General features: G+C 72.8%; 17 protein-coding genes. 5 read left to right on the top strand and 12 right to left on the bottom strand.

Annotated elements, in window-relative coordinates; genetic code table 11:
• Positions 1 to 19: 19 nt before the first annotated feature.
• The 3 genes from ACQP1N_RS16360 to ACQP1N_RS16350 form a co-directional block, all read right to left on the bottom strand.
• Positions 20 to 805, bottom strand: coding sequence for an enoyl-CoA hydratase/isomerase family protein (locus tag ACQP1N_RS16360; RefSeq protein WP_067800277.1), 786 nt, complete (start codon positions 803 to 805; stop codon positions 20 to 22).
• Complete coding sequence (locus ACQP1N_RS16355; protein WP_433232293.1) at positions 781 to 1,767, bottom strand: alpha/beta hydrolase; 987 nt, start codon at positions 1,765 to 1,767, stop codon at positions 781 to 783. The genes ACQP1N_RS16360 and ACQP1N_RS16355 overlap by 25 nt, the downstream gene beginning before the upstream one ends.
• A gap of 69 nt (positions 1,768 to 1,836) precedes the next feature.
• A complete protein-coding gene (locus tag ACQP1N_RS16350; RefSeq protein ID WP_433232291.1) occupies positions 1,837 to 2,586 on the bottom strand; it encodes a gamma-glutamyl-gamma-aminobutyrate hydrolase family protein in 750 nt (249 codons plus the stop codon).
• 219 nt (positions 2,587 to 2,805) lie between these two features.
• Between ACQP1N_RS16350 and ACQP1N_RS16345 the strand changes: the two genes are divergently transcribed.
• A complete protein-coding gene (locus tag ACQP1N_RS16345) occupies positions 2,806 to 4,008 on the top strand; it encodes a globin domain-containing protein (protein ID WP_084263068.1) in 1,203 nt (400 codons plus the stop codon).
• Here the strand turns inward: ACQP1N_RS16345 and ACQP1N_RS16340 are convergent.
• Complete coding sequence (locus tag ACQP1N_RS16340) at positions 3,923 to 4,723, bottom strand: helix-turn-helix domain-containing protein (RefSeq protein ID WP_067800286.1); 801 nt, start codon at positions 4,721 to 4,723, stop codon at positions 3,923 to 3,925. The two genes, ACQP1N_RS16345 and ACQP1N_RS16340, sit on opposite strands and share 86 nt — an antisense overlap.
• Positions 4,724 to 4,834: 111 nt before the next feature.
• On the opposite strand from ACQP1N_RS16340, the gene ACQP1N_RS16335 reads away from it, so the two are divergent.
• Positions 4,835 to 5,239: a PaaI family thioesterase gene (locus ACQP1N_RS16335; RefSeq protein ID WP_067800289.1), complete on the top strand. Its 405-nt coding sequence runs from the start codon at positions 4,835 to 4,837 to the stop codon at positions 5,237 to 5,239.
• Between the two features lie 72 nt (positions 5,240 to 5,311).
• A complete protein-coding gene (locus ACQP1N_RS16330) occupies positions 5,312 to 6,589 on the top strand; it encodes an SMI1/KNR4 family protein (RefSeq protein ID WP_433232287.1) in 1,278 nt (425 codons plus the stop codon).
• A 263-nt stretch (positions 6,590 to 6,852) separates the two neighbouring features.
• Here the strand turns inward: ACQP1N_RS16330 and thyX are convergent, their stop codons facing one another.
• Positions 6,853 to 7,650 (bottom strand): FAD-dependent thymidylate synthase, encoded by a 798-nt coding sequence (thyX, locus tag ACQP1N_RS16325; protein WP_067800295.1) that lies wholly within the window; start codon positions 7,648 to 7,650, stop codon positions 6,853 to 6,855.
• 178 nt (positions 7,651 to 7,828) lie between these two features.
• The gene (add, locus tag ACQP1N_RS16320) at positions 7,829 to 8,854 is read right to left on the bottom strand and encodes an adenosine deaminase (protein ID WP_242608994.1); all 1,026 of its coding nucleotides are present in this window, start codon (positions 8,852 to 8,854) and stop codon (positions 7,829 to 7,831) included.
• 109 nt (positions 8,855 to 8,963) lie between these two features.
• Between add and ACQP1N_RS16315 the strand changes: the two genes are divergently transcribed.
• On the top strand, positions 8,964 to 9,938 hold the full coding sequence (locus ACQP1N_RS16315; RefSeq protein ID WP_067800301.1) for a helix-turn-helix transcriptional regulator: 975 nt from the start codon (positions 8,964 to 8,966) through the stop codon (positions 9,936 to 9,938).
• A gap of 59 nt (positions 9,939 to 9,997) precedes the next feature.
• Here the strand turns inward: ACQP1N_RS16315 and ACQP1N_RS16310 are convergent, their stop codons facing one another.
• The 4 genes from ACQP1N_RS16310 to ACQP1N_RS16295 all read right to left on the bottom strand — a co-directional run bounded on the left by ACQP1N_RS16310 (position 9,998) and on the right by ACQP1N_RS16295 (position 13,980).
• Positions 9,998 to 10,351 carry a ChaB family protein gene (locus ACQP1N_RS16310; protein ID WP_067800304.1) on the bottom strand — a complete coding sequence of 118 codons (354 nt, stop codon included), beginning with the start codon at positions 10,349 to 10,351 and terminating at the stop codon, positions 9,998 to 10,000.
• Positions 10,352 to 10,417: 66 nt separating this feature from the next.
• The gene (locus ACQP1N_RS16305; RefSeq protein WP_067800307.1) at positions 10,418 to 11,335 is read right to left on the bottom strand and encodes an SDR family oxidoreductase; all 918 of its coding nucleotides are present in this window, start codon (positions 11,333 to 11,335) and stop codon (positions 10,418 to 10,420) included.
• A 71-nt stretch (positions 11,336 to 11,406) separates the two neighbouring features.
• The gene (locus tag ACQP1N_RS16300) at positions 11,407 to 11,553 is read right to left on the bottom strand and encodes a GPGG-motif small membrane protein (RefSeq protein WP_169804045.1); all 147 of its coding nucleotides are present in this window, start codon (positions 11,551 to 11,553) and stop codon (positions 11,407 to 11,409) included.
• 234 nt (positions 11,554 to 11,787) lie between these two features.
• Positions 11,788 to 13,980 (bottom strand): anthranilate synthase component I, encoded by a 2,193-nt coding sequence (locus ACQP1N_RS16295; protein ID WP_433232282.1) that lies wholly within the window; start codon positions 13,978 to 13,980, stop codon positions 11,788 to 11,790.
• A 168-nt stretch (positions 13,981 to 14,148) separates the two neighbouring features.
• On the opposite strand from ACQP1N_RS16295, the gene ACQP1N_RS16290 reads away from it, so the two are divergent.
• The gene (locus ACQP1N_RS16290) at positions 14,149 to 14,742 is read left to right on the top strand and encodes a VOC family protein (RefSeq protein ID WP_242608995.1); all 594 of its coding nucleotides are present in this window, start codon (positions 14,149 to 14,151) and stop codon (positions 14,740 to 14,742) included.
• Between the two features lie 189 nt (positions 14,743 to 14,931).
• On the opposite strand, the gene ACQP1N_RS16285 is transcribed toward ACQP1N_RS16290, so the two are convergent.
• Both ACQP1N_RS16285 and ACQP1N_RS16280 read right to left on the bottom strand, forming a co-directional pair.
• Positions 14,932 to 15,582: a TetR family transcriptional regulator gene (locus tag ACQP1N_RS16285; RefSeq protein WP_067800310.1), complete on the bottom strand. Its 651-nt coding sequence runs from the start codon at positions 15,580 to 15,582 to the stop codon at positions 14,932 to 14,934.
• 61 nt (positions 15,583 to 15,643) lie between these two features.
• Positions 15,644 to 18,538, bottom strand: a complete 2,895-nt coding sequence (locus ACQP1N_RS16280; protein WP_433232278.1) for a M36 family metallopeptidase — start codon at positions 18,536 to 18,538, stop codon at positions 15,644 to 15,646.
• Positions 18,539 to 18,722: the final 184 nt, after the last annotated feature.

The raw sequence follows: 18,722 nt of genomic DNA, 5'->3' as shown, positions 1-18,722 counted from the left end.
TCGCCTACCCGGGCCGGGGCTACCCGAATCGGGGCGGGCGCTTCTCGCGGATCGCCGCGACGCCCTCCCGCACGTCCGGACCGGTGAACCCGAAGAACTCCATCGCCAGGGACGCGTCGAACGTCGGGCCCGCGAGCCGCAGCCAGTTGTTCAGCGCGTGCTTGGTCAGCGACAGCGCCTCGGCGGGGCCGGCGGCGAGCCGCCCGGCGATCTCCAGGGCGCGCTCGTGCACCTCGTCGTCGTCCACGCAGAGCGAGACCAGGCCGATCCGCTCGGCCTCCGCCCCGGTGAGGACGTCGTTGAGCAGCAGGTAGTACTTGGCCTTCGCCAGCCCGCACAGCAGCGGCCACACGATCGCCGCGTGGTCGCCCGCCGCCACGCCGAGCCGCACATGGCCGTCGATGATCTTGGCGGTGCGGCCGGCGACGGAGATGTCGGCCAGCAGCGCCACCGCGAGCCCCGCGCCCACCGCCGGGCCCTGCACGGCGCTGACCACCGGCTTCGAGCAGTTCAGCACGTTCATCACGATGTCGCGGGCCTCGCGCATGATCCGGCGGCGCGCGGCGTGGTCGGTCATCATCTCCTCGATCATGGCGATGTCACCGCCGGCGGAGAACGCCGTCCCCTCGCCGCGCACGACGATCGCGCGGACGGCGTCGTCGGCGTCGGCGTCCCGCCAGATCTCCGCCAGTTCCCGGTGCCCGACCGTGTCGACCGCGTTGAGCTTGCCCGGCGTGCTGATCGTGACCCGGAGCACCCCGTCCGCCGCCCAGTCGATCCTCAGCCGCTCGTACCCGTCGTACATGCCGCATTCCCCTGCCGCGCGTGATCGTCGAATGCCGCGCGCAATCGTCGCACAGCGAAGTCCATCGCCTCGGCACCGGCGTCGAAGATCTCGGGCAGCAGGAAGAACGAGTGCACGACGCCGTCGTAGCGGCGCAGCTCGACCGGCACCCCGGCCGCCGCCAGGCGGCGCGCGTACGCCTCGGCCTCGTCGCGCAGGATGTCGTATTCGGCGGTGATGACGGTGGCGGGCGCGGCGCCCGCGAGGTCGGGGGCGCGCAGCGGGGCCAGCCGGAAGTCCGACGGGTCGGCGCCGCCCCGGTACAGGTCCATGAACCGGGCGAGCGACCCCGCGTCCAGCCCGTACCCGGATCCGTACCTGCGCCAGCTCGGGGTGTCCATCGCCGTGTCGGTCACCGGGTAGACGAGCAGCTGGTGGACGAGCGGCAGCCCGCGGTCACGGGCCAGCAGCGCGACGGCGGCGGCGAGGTTCCCGCCGGCGCTGTCGCCGGCCGCCGCGACGGCGCCGGGGGCGATGCCGTAACGCTCCGGCTCCCGCGCGGCGGACGCGACGACGGCCCACGCGTCGTCCACCGCCGCGGGGAACGGATGCTCGGGGGCCAGCCGGTACCCGACGTTCAGCACGACGCACCCGGCGGAGGCCGCGAGGTCACGGCACAGGGCGTCCACGTTGTCGACGCCGCCGAGCACCCAGCCCCCGCCGTGCAGGTAGACGACCGCGGGCAGCGGCCCCCGCCCGGGCGGCACCGGACGGTACAGCCGCACCGGCACCGGGCCGCCGGGGCCGGGCACCGCGACGTCGCGGACCTGCGCAAGCTCGCGCCGCACCACCGGGAACGCCGCGCCGATCCGGCTGCGCATCTCCGCGATCGCCGGCTCCGCGGCCGCGTCCCCGTCCGGCGGCGGGGCCGTCCAGGAGGCGAGCAGTTCCAGGAACCTCTCGGTCTGCGGGTCGACGGGCATGCGGCCTCCGGGATTATGCGGCGTTTTCTCCCGAATCGCCTTCCCCGGAACCGGGGCGTCAATCCCGGATCAGCGCCCGGCGGCCTCCGCCACCAGGGCCTCGAACAGGCGCTTGTCCTCCCCCTCCTCGGGATGCCACTGGACGGCCAGGCCAAAGCGGTGGCCCGGCAGCTCGATGGCCTCCACCACCTGGTCGTCGGCCCAGGCCACGGCCGTCAGCCCCGTGCCGAGCCGCCCGACGGCCTGATGGTGGTAGGTCGGGACGTCGGCCGAGCCGCCGAGGATCCCGCCGACGAGGCTGGTCTCGCTGATCCGCACCGGGTGCGAGCCGACGATGCCGGTCTCCGGCGCGTGCCCCTTGTGCCCCACCGCCTCCGGCAGGTGCTGGACGAGGGTGCCGCCGCACGCCACGTTCAGCATCTGCATGCCCCGGCAGATCGCCAGGAACGGCAGGTCGGCGGCCACGACCGCGCGGACGAGCGCCAGCTCGAACCGGTCGCGCCGCGGATCCGGCGGCGCCGTCTCGCTGTGCCGCAGGGCGCCGTACAGGTCCGGATCGAGATCGCCGCCGCCCGCGATGACAACGGCGTCCAGCCGTGCGACCAGGGCGTCCACCCCGCGCAGCGTCACGCCCGGCGGCAGCAGCACCGGGACGCCGCCGGCCCGCTCGACCGAGCGCACGTACGGCACCGGCAGGAGCGCGGCCTCGCGCACCCAGACCCCCCAGCGGGCCGGCTCCTGGTAGGTGGTGATTCCGATGAGCGGCGGCGCGCCGTCACCGGCGGCGGGACCGCGGGCCCCGCTGACGGTAGCTGACATGCGTGTTCCCCCTCTGCCTTCGCTCCGGCCAGCTTGCCCTACGCGACGGGCCCTCAGCGGGCAATCTTCCACCAGGGCGGGGATTCCTCTTCCGCATCCGGTCATCCGGGGCCATGCGGTTGAGGACGCACGGGGTCGGCGCGAGAATCTCACAAAGCCGGACACCAGTCCCGCGCCCATCGGTGCCGGCCCACGCAGATCCAGGGAGTGAGCTGGGACATGACACCAGAACCCCGCATCGTCAAAGAGTGCTTCGCCCGGCTGGAAGCCGACCCCGCGGGCGCCATGAGCTACTTCTACGGCCGCCTCTTCGCCGCCGAGCCGCAACTGCGCGCCCTGTTTCCGCCCGCGATGGGCCATCAGCACGACCGGTTCTTCCACGCGCTCACCAGGATCGTGTGGAGCCAGGACAACCCCGGCGAGCTCGCCGGGCACCTCGCCCGGCTCGGCCGCGCCCACCGCAAGTACGGGGTGCTGCGCGAGCACTACACCGCCTTCGGCGCCGCGCTGACCGCCACGCTGCGCGCCTTCGCCGCCGACCTGTGGACGCCCGACGCCGAGGACGCCTGGACCGCCGCCTACCGGCACGCCGCCGAGACCATGATCGGCGCGGCGGAGCGGGACGCGGCGGACACCCCGCCGTGGTGGGTCGCCGAGGTCACCGGGCACGACCGCCGCGCCGCCGACCTCGCGGTCCTCACCCTGCGTCCCGAGCGGCCGCTGCCGTTCACCGCCGGGCAGCACATGAGCGTGCAGACCCCCCGCTGGCCCCGGGTGTGGCGCCCGTACTCGATCGCGAACGCGCCCCGGCCGGACGGGACGCTGCGCCTGCACGTGCGGGCCCGCCCCGGCGGCTGGGTGAGCGGCACGCTCGTGCGCGGCACCGGCATCGGCGACACCGTGCTCGCCGGCCCGGCGGAGGGCACGATGACCCTCGACCCGAACTCGGGCCGCGGCCTGCTCCTGGTGGGCGGCGGCACCGGGCTCGCCCCCATGAGGGCCCTGGCCGAAGAGGCGGCCGGGGCCGGTCGCGACGTCCTCCTCCTCGTCGCCGCCCACGCCGAGGCCGGCCTTTACGACCTGCCCGACCTGCGGCGGCTGGAGTCGGCCTGCGCACGGCTGCGGATCATCCCCGTCCTGTCGCGGTCACCGGGACCCGGCGCCCTGAACGGCCGCGTGCCGGACGTCCTGCCCGGCCTCCTGGACGACGTCCGCGACCGCGCCGCCTACGTCGCCGGGCCCGCCCCGCTGGTCCGGGCGACGGTCACCGCGCTGCAGCGGCTCGGGATGCCGTTGCAGCGCATCCACCACGACCTGCTCACCGCCGACACCCCGGTCACCAGCCGGCCCGCTCCCGCAGGAACCGCGCCGTCTCCTCGTCCGCCGGATAGAACGACTCGATCGCCAGTTCCGCGACCGTGATGTCGACCGGCGTGCCGAACGTCGCGATCGTCCCGAAGAACGACAGCTCCCGGCCGTCCATCCGCATCCGCAGCGGGACGAACACGTCGTGGGACGCGGGCGGCGCCATCGCCTCCCCCACGTCCCCCGGGAAGCTCCGCAGCTCCTTGTAGAGGTGGGCGAGCGACGCGTCCGCGGTCAGCGCCACATGCCGCCGCACCCGGTCGATCATGTGGGCGCGCCATTCGGCGAGGTTCAAGATGTTCTTCGCCATGCCGTCCGGATGCATGCTGAGCCGCAGCACGTTCAGCGGGGGCTCCAGCAGCTCCGGCGACGCGCCCTCCATGAACAGCCCGGCGGCGCCGTTGGCGTCGATGAGGTTCCAGAACCGGTCCACGACCACCGCCGGGTACGGCTCGTGCCCGTCCAGCACCTGCCGCAGCGCCGCCCGGACCGCGTCCATCTTCGGCTCCTCGATCGGCGTCTCGCCGAAGACCGGCGCGTACCCGGCCGCCACCAGGAGCAGGTTGCGGTCGCGCAGCGGCACGTCCAGGTGCTCGGCGAGCCGCAGCACCATCTCGCGGCTCGGCGCCGACCTCCCGGTCTCCACAAAGCTCAGGTGCCGGGTCGACACGTCCGCCTCCGACGCCAGCTCCAACTGGCTGAGCCTGCGCCGCTGCCGCCAGGCCCGCAACTGGTCCCCGATGGGTCTCACGTCACTCAACGCCGTCGTCACCCCACGGACGCTACCCGCCCGCCGATCAGGTCCGCGATTACGTCCGGGGTAATGGACGCCGTGCGGCCCGGCCGCAAGGGTGGGTCCGAGACGTCCCACCGAGGAGGCCGCATGACCACCGGGTTCACCCCCGACCAGCTCACCGACGCCATGCCGTTCGCCCGCGCGCTCGGCGTGCGGATCGACACCGCCGGGCCGGCGGAGGTCACCGGCCGGCTGGACTGGGCCCCGGAGCGCTGCACCGCCGGCGGCCTGATGCACGGCGGCGCCCTGATGGCGCTCGCCGACACCCTCGGCGCGGCCTGCGCGTTCCTCAACCTGCCGCCGGGCACGTCAACGACGACGCTGGAGTCCAAGACGAACTTCTTCCGCGGGGTGAAGGAGGGGTGCGTGCGGGGCGTCGCGCGCCCGCTGCACACCGGCCGGACGTCGATCGTCGTCCAGACCGACCTGTACGACGACACCGGCCGCCACGTCGCCCAGGTCACCCAAACCCAGGCCGTCCTACGCCCCTGATCCCGCCGGCCGATTCCGTCGTACCCCGCTGCCACGATGCCTCCCGTCCCGCAACCGGACGGAAGGACCTGTATGGAACGCGAGGAATGGCGGCCGTTCCTGAAACGGTGGAGCGAGGAATGGATCTCCTCCCACGACCCGGAGCACGATCACGCACTGGACGCGGACGTCGCGCGCGAAGGCTGGCTGGGCTTCGCCCCCGCCCCGGCCAAGGCGATCGCCCGACTTGAGGAACGGCTCGGCTTACCGCTCCCGCCGTCCCTGCGCGGGTTCCTGGAGGTGACGGACGGCTGGCGGGACGCCGGCATGTTCATCTACCGGCTCGGCGGCACCGCCGAGATCGGCTTCATGCGCGACATGGACGCCTCATGGATCGCCGCGTACGGCCACGACCACGGCGACGCCGAATACGCCGCCGCCACCGGCGCCCTCCTGCGCCGCGCCGTGCAGATCTCGCTCGACGGCGATGCGTCCGTGCTCTTCCTCGACCCCGATGACATTGACGACCACGGCGAATGGGCCGCCTACGAGCTCGCCTCATGGTCGGGTGAGGGCCCCCAACGCAAAAGCTCGTTCTACGACCTGATGTACGACCTGTACGCCTCTTTCCACGCCCTCCGCAGACCCGAGGGCGAGACACGGCGCACCTGGGACGCACGGGTCGAGGAGGCCAGGCTCGCCGCTCTCGGCGGTGAGATCGACGGCCCTCTCACCGTGCTGACCGAGGCCGAGCGTTTCGGCGACACCCGCGCCACCCTTCTCGCCGACCAGCTGAGGACGCTGCTCCAGAACGCCGGCGGCCGGCGCCTGATCCACGCCTTCGAGGACGGCTGGATCCACGAGGACCCCGTCTTCGCCTCCGATCTGCTGCCGCTGATGTTCGCCCAGCACGAGCGGGCGTATCCGGGCACGTCCGACCTGGCGTTCCTCATGCGTCAGGGGGGCTCCGGCTCGCTCCGGCTGATGATCGCCGACTACCGGGCGCGCGTCCGGGAGCCCGGATTCCGGATCCGTTTCGGCAACGACGAGTTCGATCGGGCGGTGCACGCCGTCCTCGACCGCCTGTCGGCGGTGCCCGCGTTCGGCGTTCCGAAATCCGAGGAGCGCCGCCACCGTCCGGGCGAGTTCGCCGTGGGCACGGCCCCGGAGACGCTCGACGCGGAGCGCGGCGAAGCACGCCGGGCCCTGGACGAGGCATGGCCCGCGATCCGCGACGCCGTCCGGCTGTGGCGGCCGGCGGGCGACCACCACATCGCCCCGGTCGTCCTGCTCGCCGATCCCCTGCTCGCCCAGATGATCGACCAGGAACGCGGACGGGAGATCCTGGCCGTCCCGAGGGGCGGGCGCTGACACGGTACGCTCCGCGTGCTGACCTGGCAGACCCCCGAACCCGGGGACGTCTCGCGCCTGGCCAAAGCGAGTCATTGGAGTGTGGCTCGCCAGGCGAGCACCTTTACGTTGTAGATTTTTAAGCGGGGCACGCGCCGGGAGAACGCGCAGGTCCGGTTCCCTCCGCCGGCGGCGTTCTCCCAGCCCTTACCCGCCCCAAAAACGATCTTTACTTCATGGGGACCCACGGGAAGCGCGATGCCGGGCCTGGATCCGAGAGTGCCTCAGACCTTGCGCCACTCGGGGATCCACGCGCCGTCCTCGACGGCGTAGTCGCCGAACAGGTCGGGCGCCTCCTTGCGCATGATCTCGCCGATCTTGCCGAAGAGCAGCCGGATCTCCTCCTCGGCGCCCGGCGCGGTGCGGTTCTCCAGGGTGTGCCGCAGTGTGCGGACGTTCGCCGTCCAGACCAGGCCGGTGCCGACGCCCTCGGGGGCGAAGCGGCGCATGAACGAAGTCTTGTGCTTCTTTTCCTTGAACGGCACGCCCTCGTCGTCCAGGCCAAAGTGCGCGGCCATCCAGCCCTGGAACTCCTCCATCTGCTCCAGCATCGCGGTGGCGCGCTTCATCAGCTCGGCATCCTCACGGGCCCACTCGGGGAACCAGAACGGGATGTCCTGCAGACGGACGAACCGCAGCGATTCCTGCGAGATCGCCACCCCAGGCCGGTGCCGCACCAGCTCGTGGGTCAGCACACGGCTGACGTTGTGCAGGACGAAACTGAAGCTGACGTGCTCCAGCACCGAGCCGTGCAGGCTGCGCAGGATGTTCTGCAGGTACTGCCCCGGGTCGGTGCGGATCCTGGTCACATTGGGGTTGAGGCCCGGCTCCCAGGAGCGGTAGCAGAGCCGTCCCGCGAACTCGGCGAGGTTCTGCGGGTCGTTCAGCTCGTCATCGAGGTCGCCCCGGTCGAGCCGCTCCAGCCAGCTCTCCCCGCCCACGTCCCGTAGGTACCGGGCGACCTCGTCGTAGTCCAGTTCAGGCCGCGCTACGAGGAACACCTCTGGCTCGACGCTCTTCACTCTCGTATCCCCCCACGGGTCGGTTCGTCCGCCCCATAGGAAACCACCCCGCGACGACACCCGCGACCCGGCCACGGCGCACCGTCGAGATCCTCGGGGCCGATACGGTTTGGCGCGGAGGAGTTGATGACGGTTCAGCCCGTGGCGGCGCATGGCCTGGGGCTAAGCCGTCCCCCGGCTACAGCAGGGCGTTGATCTCGCCGGTGATCGCCTTGCGGCCCGCGTCGTCCAGGGACGAGGCGATCACCGCGTTGCGGGCCAGTGCGGCGAGGGCGGCGCGGTCCAGGCCGAACACTTCGGCGGCGACGCGGTACTCGCCGGTGAGGGTGGTGTCGAACATCGGGGGGTCGTCGCTGTTCAGGGTGACGAACAGCCCCTCCTCCAGCATGCGCGGCAGGGGGTGGGCGGCGAGGTCGGCGATCTGGCCCGTGCAGACGTTGGACGTCGGGCAGACCTCCAGCGGCAGCTGCGTCTCACGGAGGTGGGCGATGAGGCGCGGATCGTCCATGCAGCTGATGCCGTGCCCGATGCGCTCGGCGCCGAGGCCCTCGATGGCCTCCCAGATCGTCTCCGGCCCGGTCATCTCACCGGCGTGCGGGAGGCTGCGCAGCCCGGCGGCGCGGGCGGCGGCGAACGCGTCGCGGAACGCGTCCCGGTGCGGCGGGCGGCACTGCTCGATGCCGCCGATCCCGAACCCGACGAGCGCCTCCGGCGGATGGGCGAGCGCGTGGTCGATGGTGCCGCGGGCGCCGGCGGCGCCGAACTCGCCGGGGATGTCGAAGACGTAGGCCACGCGGACGCCGAGCCGGTCGCGGGCCTCCCGGACGGCGTGGTCCAGGGCCTCGGTGATCGCGGGCATCGGCATCCCGGCCCGCTGGTGGGTGTAGGGGGTGACGGTCAGCTCGACGTAGCGGACGTTCTGCGCGGCGAGGTCGCGGGCGACGCCGAAGACGAGGGTGCCGACGTCCTCCGGGGTCCGGACGAGGCCGGACACCGCCTCGTACACCTCGGCGAAGTGCGGGAAGTCGCGGAACGCGTAGAAGGCGCGCAGCTCGCGCTCGTCCACGGGGACGGGCCCGTCCGGGTGGCGGCGGGCGAGTTCGAGCACGGTGGGGACCGAGGCGGAGCCGACGAGGTGGACGTGCAGCTCGACCTTCGGGAGGGCGTCGATGAACGCCGCGAGCGATGTGGTTTCGGTGGGCACGCCCGCGAAGCTAACAGGCACCGGGCCCGCCATGACAGGCGAAGACGATGAACCTGCCGGGAAAACGTCAGAAACCCCGTTCTTCCCGCCGCTGCGGCAGGATGGACCCGTGCGCGCGGCCCGGCTGATCTCCATGGTGCTGCTCCTGCAGTCGCGGGAGACGATGACGGCGGGCGAGCTGGCGCGTGAGCTGGAGGTCTCGGAGCGCACCGTGTACCGGGACATGGAGGCGCTGTCGGCGGCCGGGGTCCCGGTCTACGCCGACCAGGGGCGCGGCGGCGGGTACCGGCTGGTCGGCGGGTACCGGACGCGGCTGACCGGGCTCACCCGCGAGGAGGCCGAGGCGCTGTTCCTGTCCGGGCTGCCCGGCCCGGCCGGGGACATGGGCCGCGGCGGCGCGCTGGCCGCCGCGGAGCTGAAGGTCCTCGCCGCGCTGCCCGCCGCGCTGCGGGACGCCCCGGCGCGGGCGAGCCAGCGGTTCCACCTGGACGCGCCGGGCTGGTTCGGCGGGACCGGGCCGCCGCCGCTGCTGCGCGACCTGGCCCGCGCGGTCTGGCAGGACGAGACCGTCGAGCTGCGCTACCGCCGCAGGGACACCGAGGTCACGCGCACGGCCGAGCCGTACGCGCTCGTCCTGAAGAACGGCACCTGGTACCTGGTCGCGCGGGTCGGCGAGAGATATCGCACCTACCGGGTGGACCGCGTCACCGCCGTCCGGCCGACCGGTGCGGTCTTCGAGCGGGACGAGCGGTTCGATCTCGCCGCGCACTGGCGCGAAGCGGCGGCGGCGTTCATGCGCTCGATGCTGCGCGAGGAGGTCACCGTGCGGCTCTCCCCCGCCGGGATGCGGCTGCTGCGGCATGCGGTCGAGCCGCACGCGGCCCGCCGGGCGGCCGAGAACGCCGGGGAGCCCGACGAGCGGGGCTGGGTGGTGACCACGCTCCCCGTCGAGTCGATGGCGGTGGCGGCGTCCGAGCTGATGCGCCTCGGCCCGGAGGCCGAGGTCCTCGCCCCGGCGGAGCTGCGGGAGCAGATGGCCGACGGCGCCGCGCGGCTGGCGGAGCTGTACGGGCCGCGCGGCTGAGCGGGCGGGCCCGCTCAGCGCGTCGCGGCCCCGGCCCGTTCGTCCATGGCGGCGCGCCCCTAGCCCTGCTTGCGCGCGATCGCCTCGGCCAGTTCCTCCTTGCTCATCTTCGAGCGGCCCCGGACGTCGAGGTCGGCGGCGCGCTCGTAAAGCTCCTTCTTGGTGCTGCCCTCGACGTCCACACCGCCGGGACCCTTGCCCTTGCCCCTGCGGACCCACCGGTCCCCGCGCTTCTCGAACTTGTGCTTGAGCGCGGAGTAGGCGGTGCGGTACGCGCGCTGACCTTCGCCATAGGTCCTGACCGCGGATTCGCGGGCCTTGGCGAAGATCTCCTGCGCCTCCTTCGACGAGTGCTGGATCGTGTCGGGAAGCTCCTCCTTCTTCGGCCTGCCGCTCCTGCTCGTCTTCGGCATGGCTCCTCCTTTCGCCTATGAGGTCGCGATATCCGGCCAGCGCGCGCCCAAACCGGAGCCGGGGCCCTACCGGTATCCGGTGACGTCGGCCGGACGTCCCGCGTCCACGACCTCGGCGATGTATCGCCACATGTCGGGGCGGCTGCCGTCGATGTCGGTGAAGCCGTAGACCCGGGAGAGCCCGGCGCTGGACAGGGACTGCCCGTTCCAGCGGTGCCGGTCGGGGTCGGCGGCGAGGGCCGCGACGGCGCGGCCGACGAAGGCGGGCGACTCGGCCATGGCGAAGTGCGGGTCCTTCGCGGCGCCGTCCCGCCAGGTGGCCTCGGTGACGCCGAAGTGTTCGAGCATCGCCTCCGAGCGCAGCCATCCGGGCGTGAGCGCGACGGCGGTGGCCCCGTAGGACGCGATCTCCTCGGACTGGGCGAGCGCCATCCGGATCACGGCGGTCTTGACGATGTCGTAGAAGTAGCCGCATTCCTTGCGGTACTTCGCGTTGTACTCGGCGGTCCCGTCGGTCATCTCGACGACGAGGCCGCCCGGCTCGCGGATCAGCAGCGGCAGGGCGTGGTGGCTGGTGATGGCGTGGGTGTCGAGGGCCAGCCGGAACATCCGCAGCCCGTCGTCGAGCGGCTGCTCCCACAGCCGCTGCCCGAACTGGAAGAGATGGTCGGAGCCCCAGATGTCGTTGACGAGGACGTCCAGCCGCCCGCGCTCCTCGTCGATGCGGCGGACGAGCGCGGCGACCTCGTCCGGGACGAGGTGGTCGACCCGGACGGCGATACCTTCGCCGCCCGCGGCCGTCACCAGGTCCGCGGTGTCCTCGATCGTCTCGGGACGGTCCATCTCCGATCGCTGCGACCGGGTGGACCGTCCCGTCACGTACACGGTCGCGCCGGCGGCGCCGAGCTCGGCGGCGATGCCGCGGCCCGCGCCGCGGGTGCCTCCCGCGACCAATGCGGTCTTACCTGTCAGTGCACGGCTCATGGGGACAATGCTGGCACCCAAACCTGACAGGGAACGTCAGGGTTTACGTCCCCGCCGCGCGGGATTTCGGGTCAGGTGAAGATGCTCACGCCGCCGGGGCCGACGAGGAGGCCGACCACGATCAGCACGATGCCCCAGAGGAGGTCGCGCCGGGCGAGGATCACGTAGATTCCGGCGATCACCAGGATCACCGCTATGAGCCAGAGCAGTGTCATCATGGCTCCCGGCGTCCCCCGACAGAACGCCAAGAAACCGTAATCTCATTTCGGATGTCCGAATATTCCGTTATGTACGGGGAAGGGGCAGCGCCCCTCCCCCGCCTTGGGATAACGGCGGTCACCCGCGTCGCAGAGCACGGCGCGGTGTGGCCGCGACCAAGTCTTCCGCCGCGTCCCGGGCCGCGGCATCGGTCTCAGGACCGGTTCCGCGCCCCCCGCCCTCGTGCTTGCGGACTAGGCCGGCTCGGCGGCGGGAACGGCCGGACGCCGCGTGCCGCTCAGCCGCAGCACGTTGGCCACGATCCGGTGCCCGGCCCCGCCCGCCGCGGTGAGGATCGACTCCGGGTGGAACTGGACGGCCCAGCGCCGCCGCTCCGGATCCTCGATCGCCATCACGACGTCCCCGGTCAGCGCCGTCACCTGGAACCCCTTCACCCGGTCCGGCGTGGCATGCAGCGAGTGGTAGCGGGCGGCGGTGAACTCGTCGGGAAGGCCCGCGAACAGCCCGCCGCCGGTGACCTTCACCAGGCCGGGCTTGCCGTGGGACGGTTCGGGCAGCAACGCCAGCTCGCCGCCCGCGTGCTCCACCATCGCCTGCAGGCCGAGGCAGACGCCGAAGACCGGGAGGTCACGGGTGTCGAGGGCGTCCAGCAGCGACCGGGTGTCGAAGTCCTCCGGACGGCCCGGACCGGGCGACAGCACCACCAGGTCGGGGGCGTGCTCGTCCAGCATCCGCACCGGGAACCCGTGCCGCAGCGTGACGACGCCGGCGCCCTGCTGGCGGAAGTAGTCGGCGAGGGTGTTGACGAAGGAGTCCTCGTGGTCGACGAGCAGCACCTTGAGGCCGGCGCCGGGCGGCGCGGCGGGCGGGGACTGCCCGGCCGCGGCCGTCCCGGCGCCCTCCTGGGACTCGGCGAGCGCGCCCAGCAGCGCGCTCGCCTTGAGGTGCGTCTCGCGCTCCTCCTCCTCGGGGTCGGAGTCGTACAGCAGCGTCGCCCCGGCCCGCACGGTCGCGACCCCGTCGCGGATCTGCGCGGTCCGCAGCGTCAGGCCGGTGTTCATCGACCCGTCGAAGCCGACGCAGCCGACGGCGCCGCCGTACCAGCGGCGCGGCGAGTCCTCGTGGTCCTCGATGAACTGCATCGCCCACGTCTTCGGCGCGCCGGTGACGGTGACCGCCCACATGTGGGTGAGGAACGCATCGAGCGCGTCGAAGCCGGGGCGCAGCCGGCCCTCGATGTGATCGACGGTGTGGATCAGCCGGGAGTAGATCTCGATCTGCCGGCGGCCGAGGACGCGCACGCTGCCGGGCACGCAGATCCGCGACTTGTCGTTGCGGTCGACGTCGGTGCACATGGTCAGCTCGGACTCGTCCTTGGCCGACGACAGGATCGCGCGGATCTGCTCGGCGTCCTCCAGCGCGTCCGTGCCGCGCTTGATCGTCCCGGCGATCGGGCAGGTCTCGACGCGGTCGCCGGTGACCCGGACGAACATCTCGGGCGACGCCCCGACCAGGTACTCCCCGTCGCCCAGGTTGAACAGGAACTCGTAGGGGGCCGGGTTGGTCTCGCGCAGCCGCTCGAAGAACACGGCGGGCGCGTCGCAGCGTCCGTACATCGCGTGGCCGGGCGTGACCTCGAACAGGTCGCCGCGGACGAACTTCTCCTTGGCGTCCCGCACCATCTGCGCGTACACGCCGGGGACGGGCTGCGCCGGCGGCTCGGCGGGCACCGGAACGGGCGTCGGCTCGGTGGCGCGCGGCAGCCCGGCGGTGCTCGTCCCCGCGGTCTCGAAGTCGTAGGAGATCCGGTGCGAGGTCTCGCGCTTGCGGTCCACGACGACCATCTCGTCGGGCAGGTGCAGCACGAGGTCGCGCTGGTCGGCGGGCCGCTCCAGCCGGGTCCGCAGCGGCTCGAACTGCAGCGACAGGTCGTAGCCGAACGCCCCGTACAGGCCGAGGTGGGGGTCGTCGCAGCGGAACAGGTCGATGACGGCGCGCAGGGCGGTGAAGACGGTCGGCTGGCGGCTGCGCTCCTCCTCGGTGAAGAACTCCTCTCCCGGGCGGACGTAGACCTCGAACAGACCGGCCTCGTCCGCGCGGACCTCGCCGGTGTCGCGGAGCACGGCGGCCAGGGCGGGCATGACGACCCGGCCGCGGTCGTTGAGGGCGCGCACGGCGACCGCCCGCCCGCGCGCGACGATCTCCAGGCAGGGGTCGGCGTAGGCCATGTGCCAGCGGCTGTAGCGGCCCGGATACTCCATGCCCGAGCTGAGCACGCCGCCGCGCCGCTCCCCCACGGCGGTGACGAGGGCGTTCAGGACATCGGACTTGCGCTCGGAGTCGACCGGGACGGCGGTACGGGTCACCCGTACGCCTCCGGCCGTGACGAACTCGCTGGTCAGCAGCTGCTGTGGGACGGTCTCCACCGCGTTGTGGCCCCTCTGTCGGGCCCCCACCGGACGGCGCACACGAAAAACGACCGCCGGTGAGGGCGGTCGCCTGGTCTTGAGCACGCACGAACCGGCACCGCCTCAGCGGCGCCACCACCACCGGAAGGCTGCGGTTCGCATGCGGCGAGGTTACCATGGAGCCGGATGCAAGGGATTGCTTACTTCACCGGAGTGGCCGCCATGACCAGGAAGAACACCGAATTCGAACTGCGCGGGGTGAACCATCTCGCCCTCGTCTGCAGCGACATGAAGCAGACGGTGGACTTCTACCAGGGCGTGCTCGGCATGCCGCTGATCAAGACGATCGAGCTGCCGATGGGCTGGGGCCAGCACTTCTTCTTCGACTGCGGCGGCGGCAACGCGCTCGCCTTCTTCTGGTTCCCCGACGCGCCCGAGCCCGTCCCCGGCGTGTCCGCGCCGAAGAACCTGCCCGACCGGGGCGAGCTGCTGTCGGCCGTCGGGTCGATGAACCACATCGCCTTCGACGTGCCGCCCGAGCGGATCGAGGAGTACCGCGACCGCCTCGTCGCCAAGGGCATCGACGTCGGCGTCCTGCTCAACCACGACGACAGCGAGTTCGGCGTCGCGCCGGAGAACCACGAGGGCGTGTTCGTGCGCTCCATCTACTTCAAGGACCCCGACGGGATCCTGGTGGAGTTCGCGGCGTGGACGCGGGAGCTGAACCTGCCGGCGGACGTCCGGCACGAGCCGAGGACCGCCGCCGACCGGACCGTCTGACCGCCCTCCCGGCGACCCGAAAAATCAAGGAGCCGGAGCTCACCGGCACCACCTGATCCCGACGCACGAGGCCCACCCCGGCGGCCCGTGGCGGCTTCCGAGCGTCCGCCACGGGCCGTTCCTCGTTCTTTGCGGCCTTCCGCGGGACCCTGCGCATCCGCCCCCACCGCGGAGCCGAGCTGATGGGGGCTACCGGGCCGGGCCGCCGGGCGCCCGCGGGGCGCGGGCGCCGGACGCGGCGGCCGGGAGGCCGCCGAGGACCAGGTCGGTGAGTCCGTCCACGACGGCCTCGCGCGGCACCTCCGCGGTGTGGTCGAGCCACCAGTCACCGGCGGTCTGCACCATGCCGACGATCGCGTGGCCCCACACGTAGGCGCGGGTGCGGTCGGTCATCTCGCCCTCGGCGATCATCACCTCGGCCAGTTCCCGGCTCACGTCGCGGATCACCGTGCTCACCGCGCTGTGCGCGGCCGTGTCCTCGGCGCTCGCCCGGTGCATCAGGAACCGGTAGAGGTTGAGGTTCCTGGAGATCGTCGCCAGATAGGTGTCGATGGTGGAGCGGGTGCGGTCGCGGATCGGGTCGGCGCGGGAGAACTCGTCCCGGATCCCCTGGATCAGCCTGCGCGTGTGCCGCTCGGCCAGTGCCTGGTACAGGCCGCTCTTGGCGCCGAAGTGGCGGTACAGGATCGGCTTGCTGATCCCCGCCTCGGCGGCGATCGCGGCCATGGACGCCTCCGGCCCCTCCCGCTGGATGACCCGGTCGGCGGCCTCCAGCAGGGCACGGCGCCGGCCGGGGTCGCGGCGTGATCCGGACCCCGGCCTGCCCGCCGTGTTCGTCATGGCAGCACGGTAGCGGGGGTGTTACCGCGCGACAACACCGCCCTGCCCCGGCAGCCCGCGCCTACCGGGCGAACACCTGGAGTTCGGCCGCCCGGACGACCCCCGCCAGCGGGGCGGCGGTGCCGCAATCGGTGCTGGAACGCGGATCGCCGTCCTGCTCGCCCGCGTACGCCGGCGCGCCCGTGCACTGGCTGGAGACGACCTGCAGCCGCAGGTGCGTCGCCTCGGTGTCGCGCAGGTCGAACGAGCGCAGGGTGAGGTCGGGCGCCGTCGGCCGCGGCCGGTCGGCCGGGAAGGCGTCGGCCGGGCTGGTGTAGACGGTGCGGTACGAGGCGTCCTGCGAGCAGTCGGCCTTCGTGGCGTCACAGGCCAGCAGCCGGAAGGCGCGCAGCGCCGTGAACCGGTTCTGCGTCGCGTTCGCGCCCTCGGGGTCGTCCTGCACCGACGGCCGCAGCATCGCGCTGACCTGCACCCGGCCGACCCGCACCGGGCGGTCGCCGGCCAGGTCGACGGTCACCTGGCGGCCCGCGACCGGGGCCTGCACCGACTGCCAGTTGGTCGCCTCGGTCTCGTCCAGCAGCGCCGGCTGGGAGGTCCCGTCGCCGGTGGCGGTCGCACCGTTGACGGCCGCGGCCCGGTTGCGGGACATCGCGACCGGCAGCGTCCGCCGGGACGAGCCGATCGTCGCGGTGAACCTCCGGTGCCCGAAGCCCTCGCCCACCGCGACGAAGGAGTAGCGGCCGGGCGTGAGGGCGAACGTGGCGCCGAGCGGGGTCGCCGGGTCGGTGTCGGCCACCGGCATGGCCCGCGCCTCATAGTCGCCCACGTACAGCCGGACCTTGGCGCCCTCGGCGTCGCCGGCCGGCTTGAGCGTCACCTGGGCGTTGCGCGACAGGGGGGACGCGAAGCTCGGCGCCGGGTCGGCGTCGGCGGGGCCGTTGCTGGCCGCATCCTCTCCCAGTCCGTGCCGGGCGAACACCTTCCACATCAGCTCGTGGTTCCTGCCGCCGAAGCGGATGGTGTCGGCGGCGAGCAGGGCGTTGCGGTGGTCGACATAGCTGACCCGGCCGGTGGCCATCAGCAGCAGCGCGTCGAACGACAGCTGCACCCAGCGGCGGTTGCCGGGGCATTTGCCGACCGGTACCGCCCCGTCCGCGCACTTGCGCTGGAGGGCGGCGTCGCCGGCGCCGTAGCGCTCGACGAACGCCCGGCGCAGATCGAACTGGGTGGCGCTCCAGATCTCGCCGTTGGCGTGGACCTGGGTGCCGACCAGGTCGTAGCCGAGGTCGCTGTAGTTGAGGGGACTCCGGCTCATGTCGTAGTTGCGGATTCCGGTGCGCGGCTCACCGGTGACGTAGCCGCCGACGACGTACGGGGTCCGGCCGGGGGCGCGGAAGCCGTACTCGTTGAGGTACTCCATCGCGAACAGGTCGGAGGTGCTCTCGTTCATCGCCCCGGCCTGCGGCCCGCTCCACCCGGTGTCCGGCCCGGCGATCATGCGGCCGGAGATGGCGTGGGTGTACTCGTGCCCGATGACGCTCATGTCGAAGTCGCCGTCGACGCAGGGCGAGTAGAACGCGCCCGCGATCGGCTGCCACAGGTACATGTTGGTGATCGGGGCGATGCCGTCCGGCGGGGTGATCTGGTTCGCGTTGTCGCGGACGCTCGCGATCCTCGCCCCGGCCTGCGCGTTGCCCTGCTCGGGGTCGCCGCCGAGGCCGCCCCGGTCGCCGTTGGCGGCCTGCATGTTCCACGCCGACTCGGTGAAGCCGAGCCGGTAGGACCAGTCGTGCATCCGGTTGTGCTGGACGAACAGGTTCGAGACGGCCGCCTCAAGGTCGGCCTCCCGGGGGCTGTCCATCGTCGCCGGGTCGCACTTGCCGTTGAACCACTGGTTGGCCCACGGGTAGTGGTACGTCCGGTCCGGTTTCGGCGCGTTGGTGCGGGTGCCGACGGAGTACGGGTCGCCGTTCGCGCGGTTCTCGTAGGTGCGGGCCGCGTTCCCCAGGCTGGTGGTGGTCGAGGCGCCGGTCGCCGGATCGACGTCCCAGGGCCGCCCGGTGGACGGGTCGCCGCCGACGGCGAGCAGGCAGCCCGGCGCGGGGGTGGAACACCACGTCCGCCGGGTGTCGCGGGAGGAGTAGTCACCGGACGGGGTCGCCGGGAACACCGACCAGCGCGGGTTGTCGCCGTCGTGGTCGACGAGGTTCTCCCGCACCAGGACGGACCCGGTGCGGGCGTCGACGTAGGAGGTGACGGCCCTGGGCTCGGCCCCGGAGGGCTCGATCAGCGTGACCTGGTAGGCGCTGCGGGCGCCCTCGGCGGTGGGCACCGCCACGAGCCGCGCCGGCCGGCCCGCGCCGGCCGGGACGGCGATCCCGGCATCGCGTCCGGCCGCGGCCACGGCGTCCTTCGGGGAGAGCGTGGCCGGCGCCGGGGCGGCACCGGCACGGGAGAGGGTGGAGGTGACCGAGACGACCTCGCCGCCGCGGACGCCGATCGCGACGAGGCCGTCATGGCCGGCGGGCAGGCCGCCGAAGCGCTGGCGCAGCAGCACGGCCGCGCCCTTCCCGATGGGGTTGACCGCGACCTTCTCCAGTGCGCCGACCGCGGCGGCGTCCAGGCCGTACAGGTCCCTGTGCGCGGTGAGGTACGCGCGGGCGGCCTTCTCCGGATCGCCGGGCAGGCCGGCGGCCAGGGGGCCGGCATCGGTCACAATGGCGGGCGTGCCGAGCTTGTTCCACCGCACCGTCACGCCCCGGGCGGCGCTTAACTGGCGGGCCGTGGGAGCCAGGCTGCCGGTTCGGGCGTCCTTGTCGGGCGGTTCGGGATGCTCGCCGGGGGGCTGGGAGCGTGGCGGTGGGGGTGCGGCCTGTCCGGGGACCGCAAGGCCGGCGGTGAGGAGCGTTCCCGTGGCCGCCAGCGCGGTCACGATGGTCCAGCGTTTCCTGGGCACCTTTGCCTCCTGGAGGCGGGCGGATGAGCCCGGTCTCGGGGGACCGGCCGGGTGGTCGGCCGGCCGATCTAGAGACAAGCAGCACCCCAGAGGAGCAACTAGGGCGAGTCACTACGTTTAGGACATACGGACGGCGGGCGGTTGTCGCCCTTGACAGCACCCGTTCTCCATGGAGCAGGTGCGT

This window comes from Actinomadura formosensis (assembly GCF_050948385.1).
In the GTDB taxonomy this organism is placed as follows: Bacteria; Actinomycetota; Actinomycetes; order Streptosporangiales; family Streptosporangiaceae; genus Spirillospora; species Spirillospora formosensis.
This window is presented reverse-complemented; position numbering and strand designations above follow the sequence as displayed.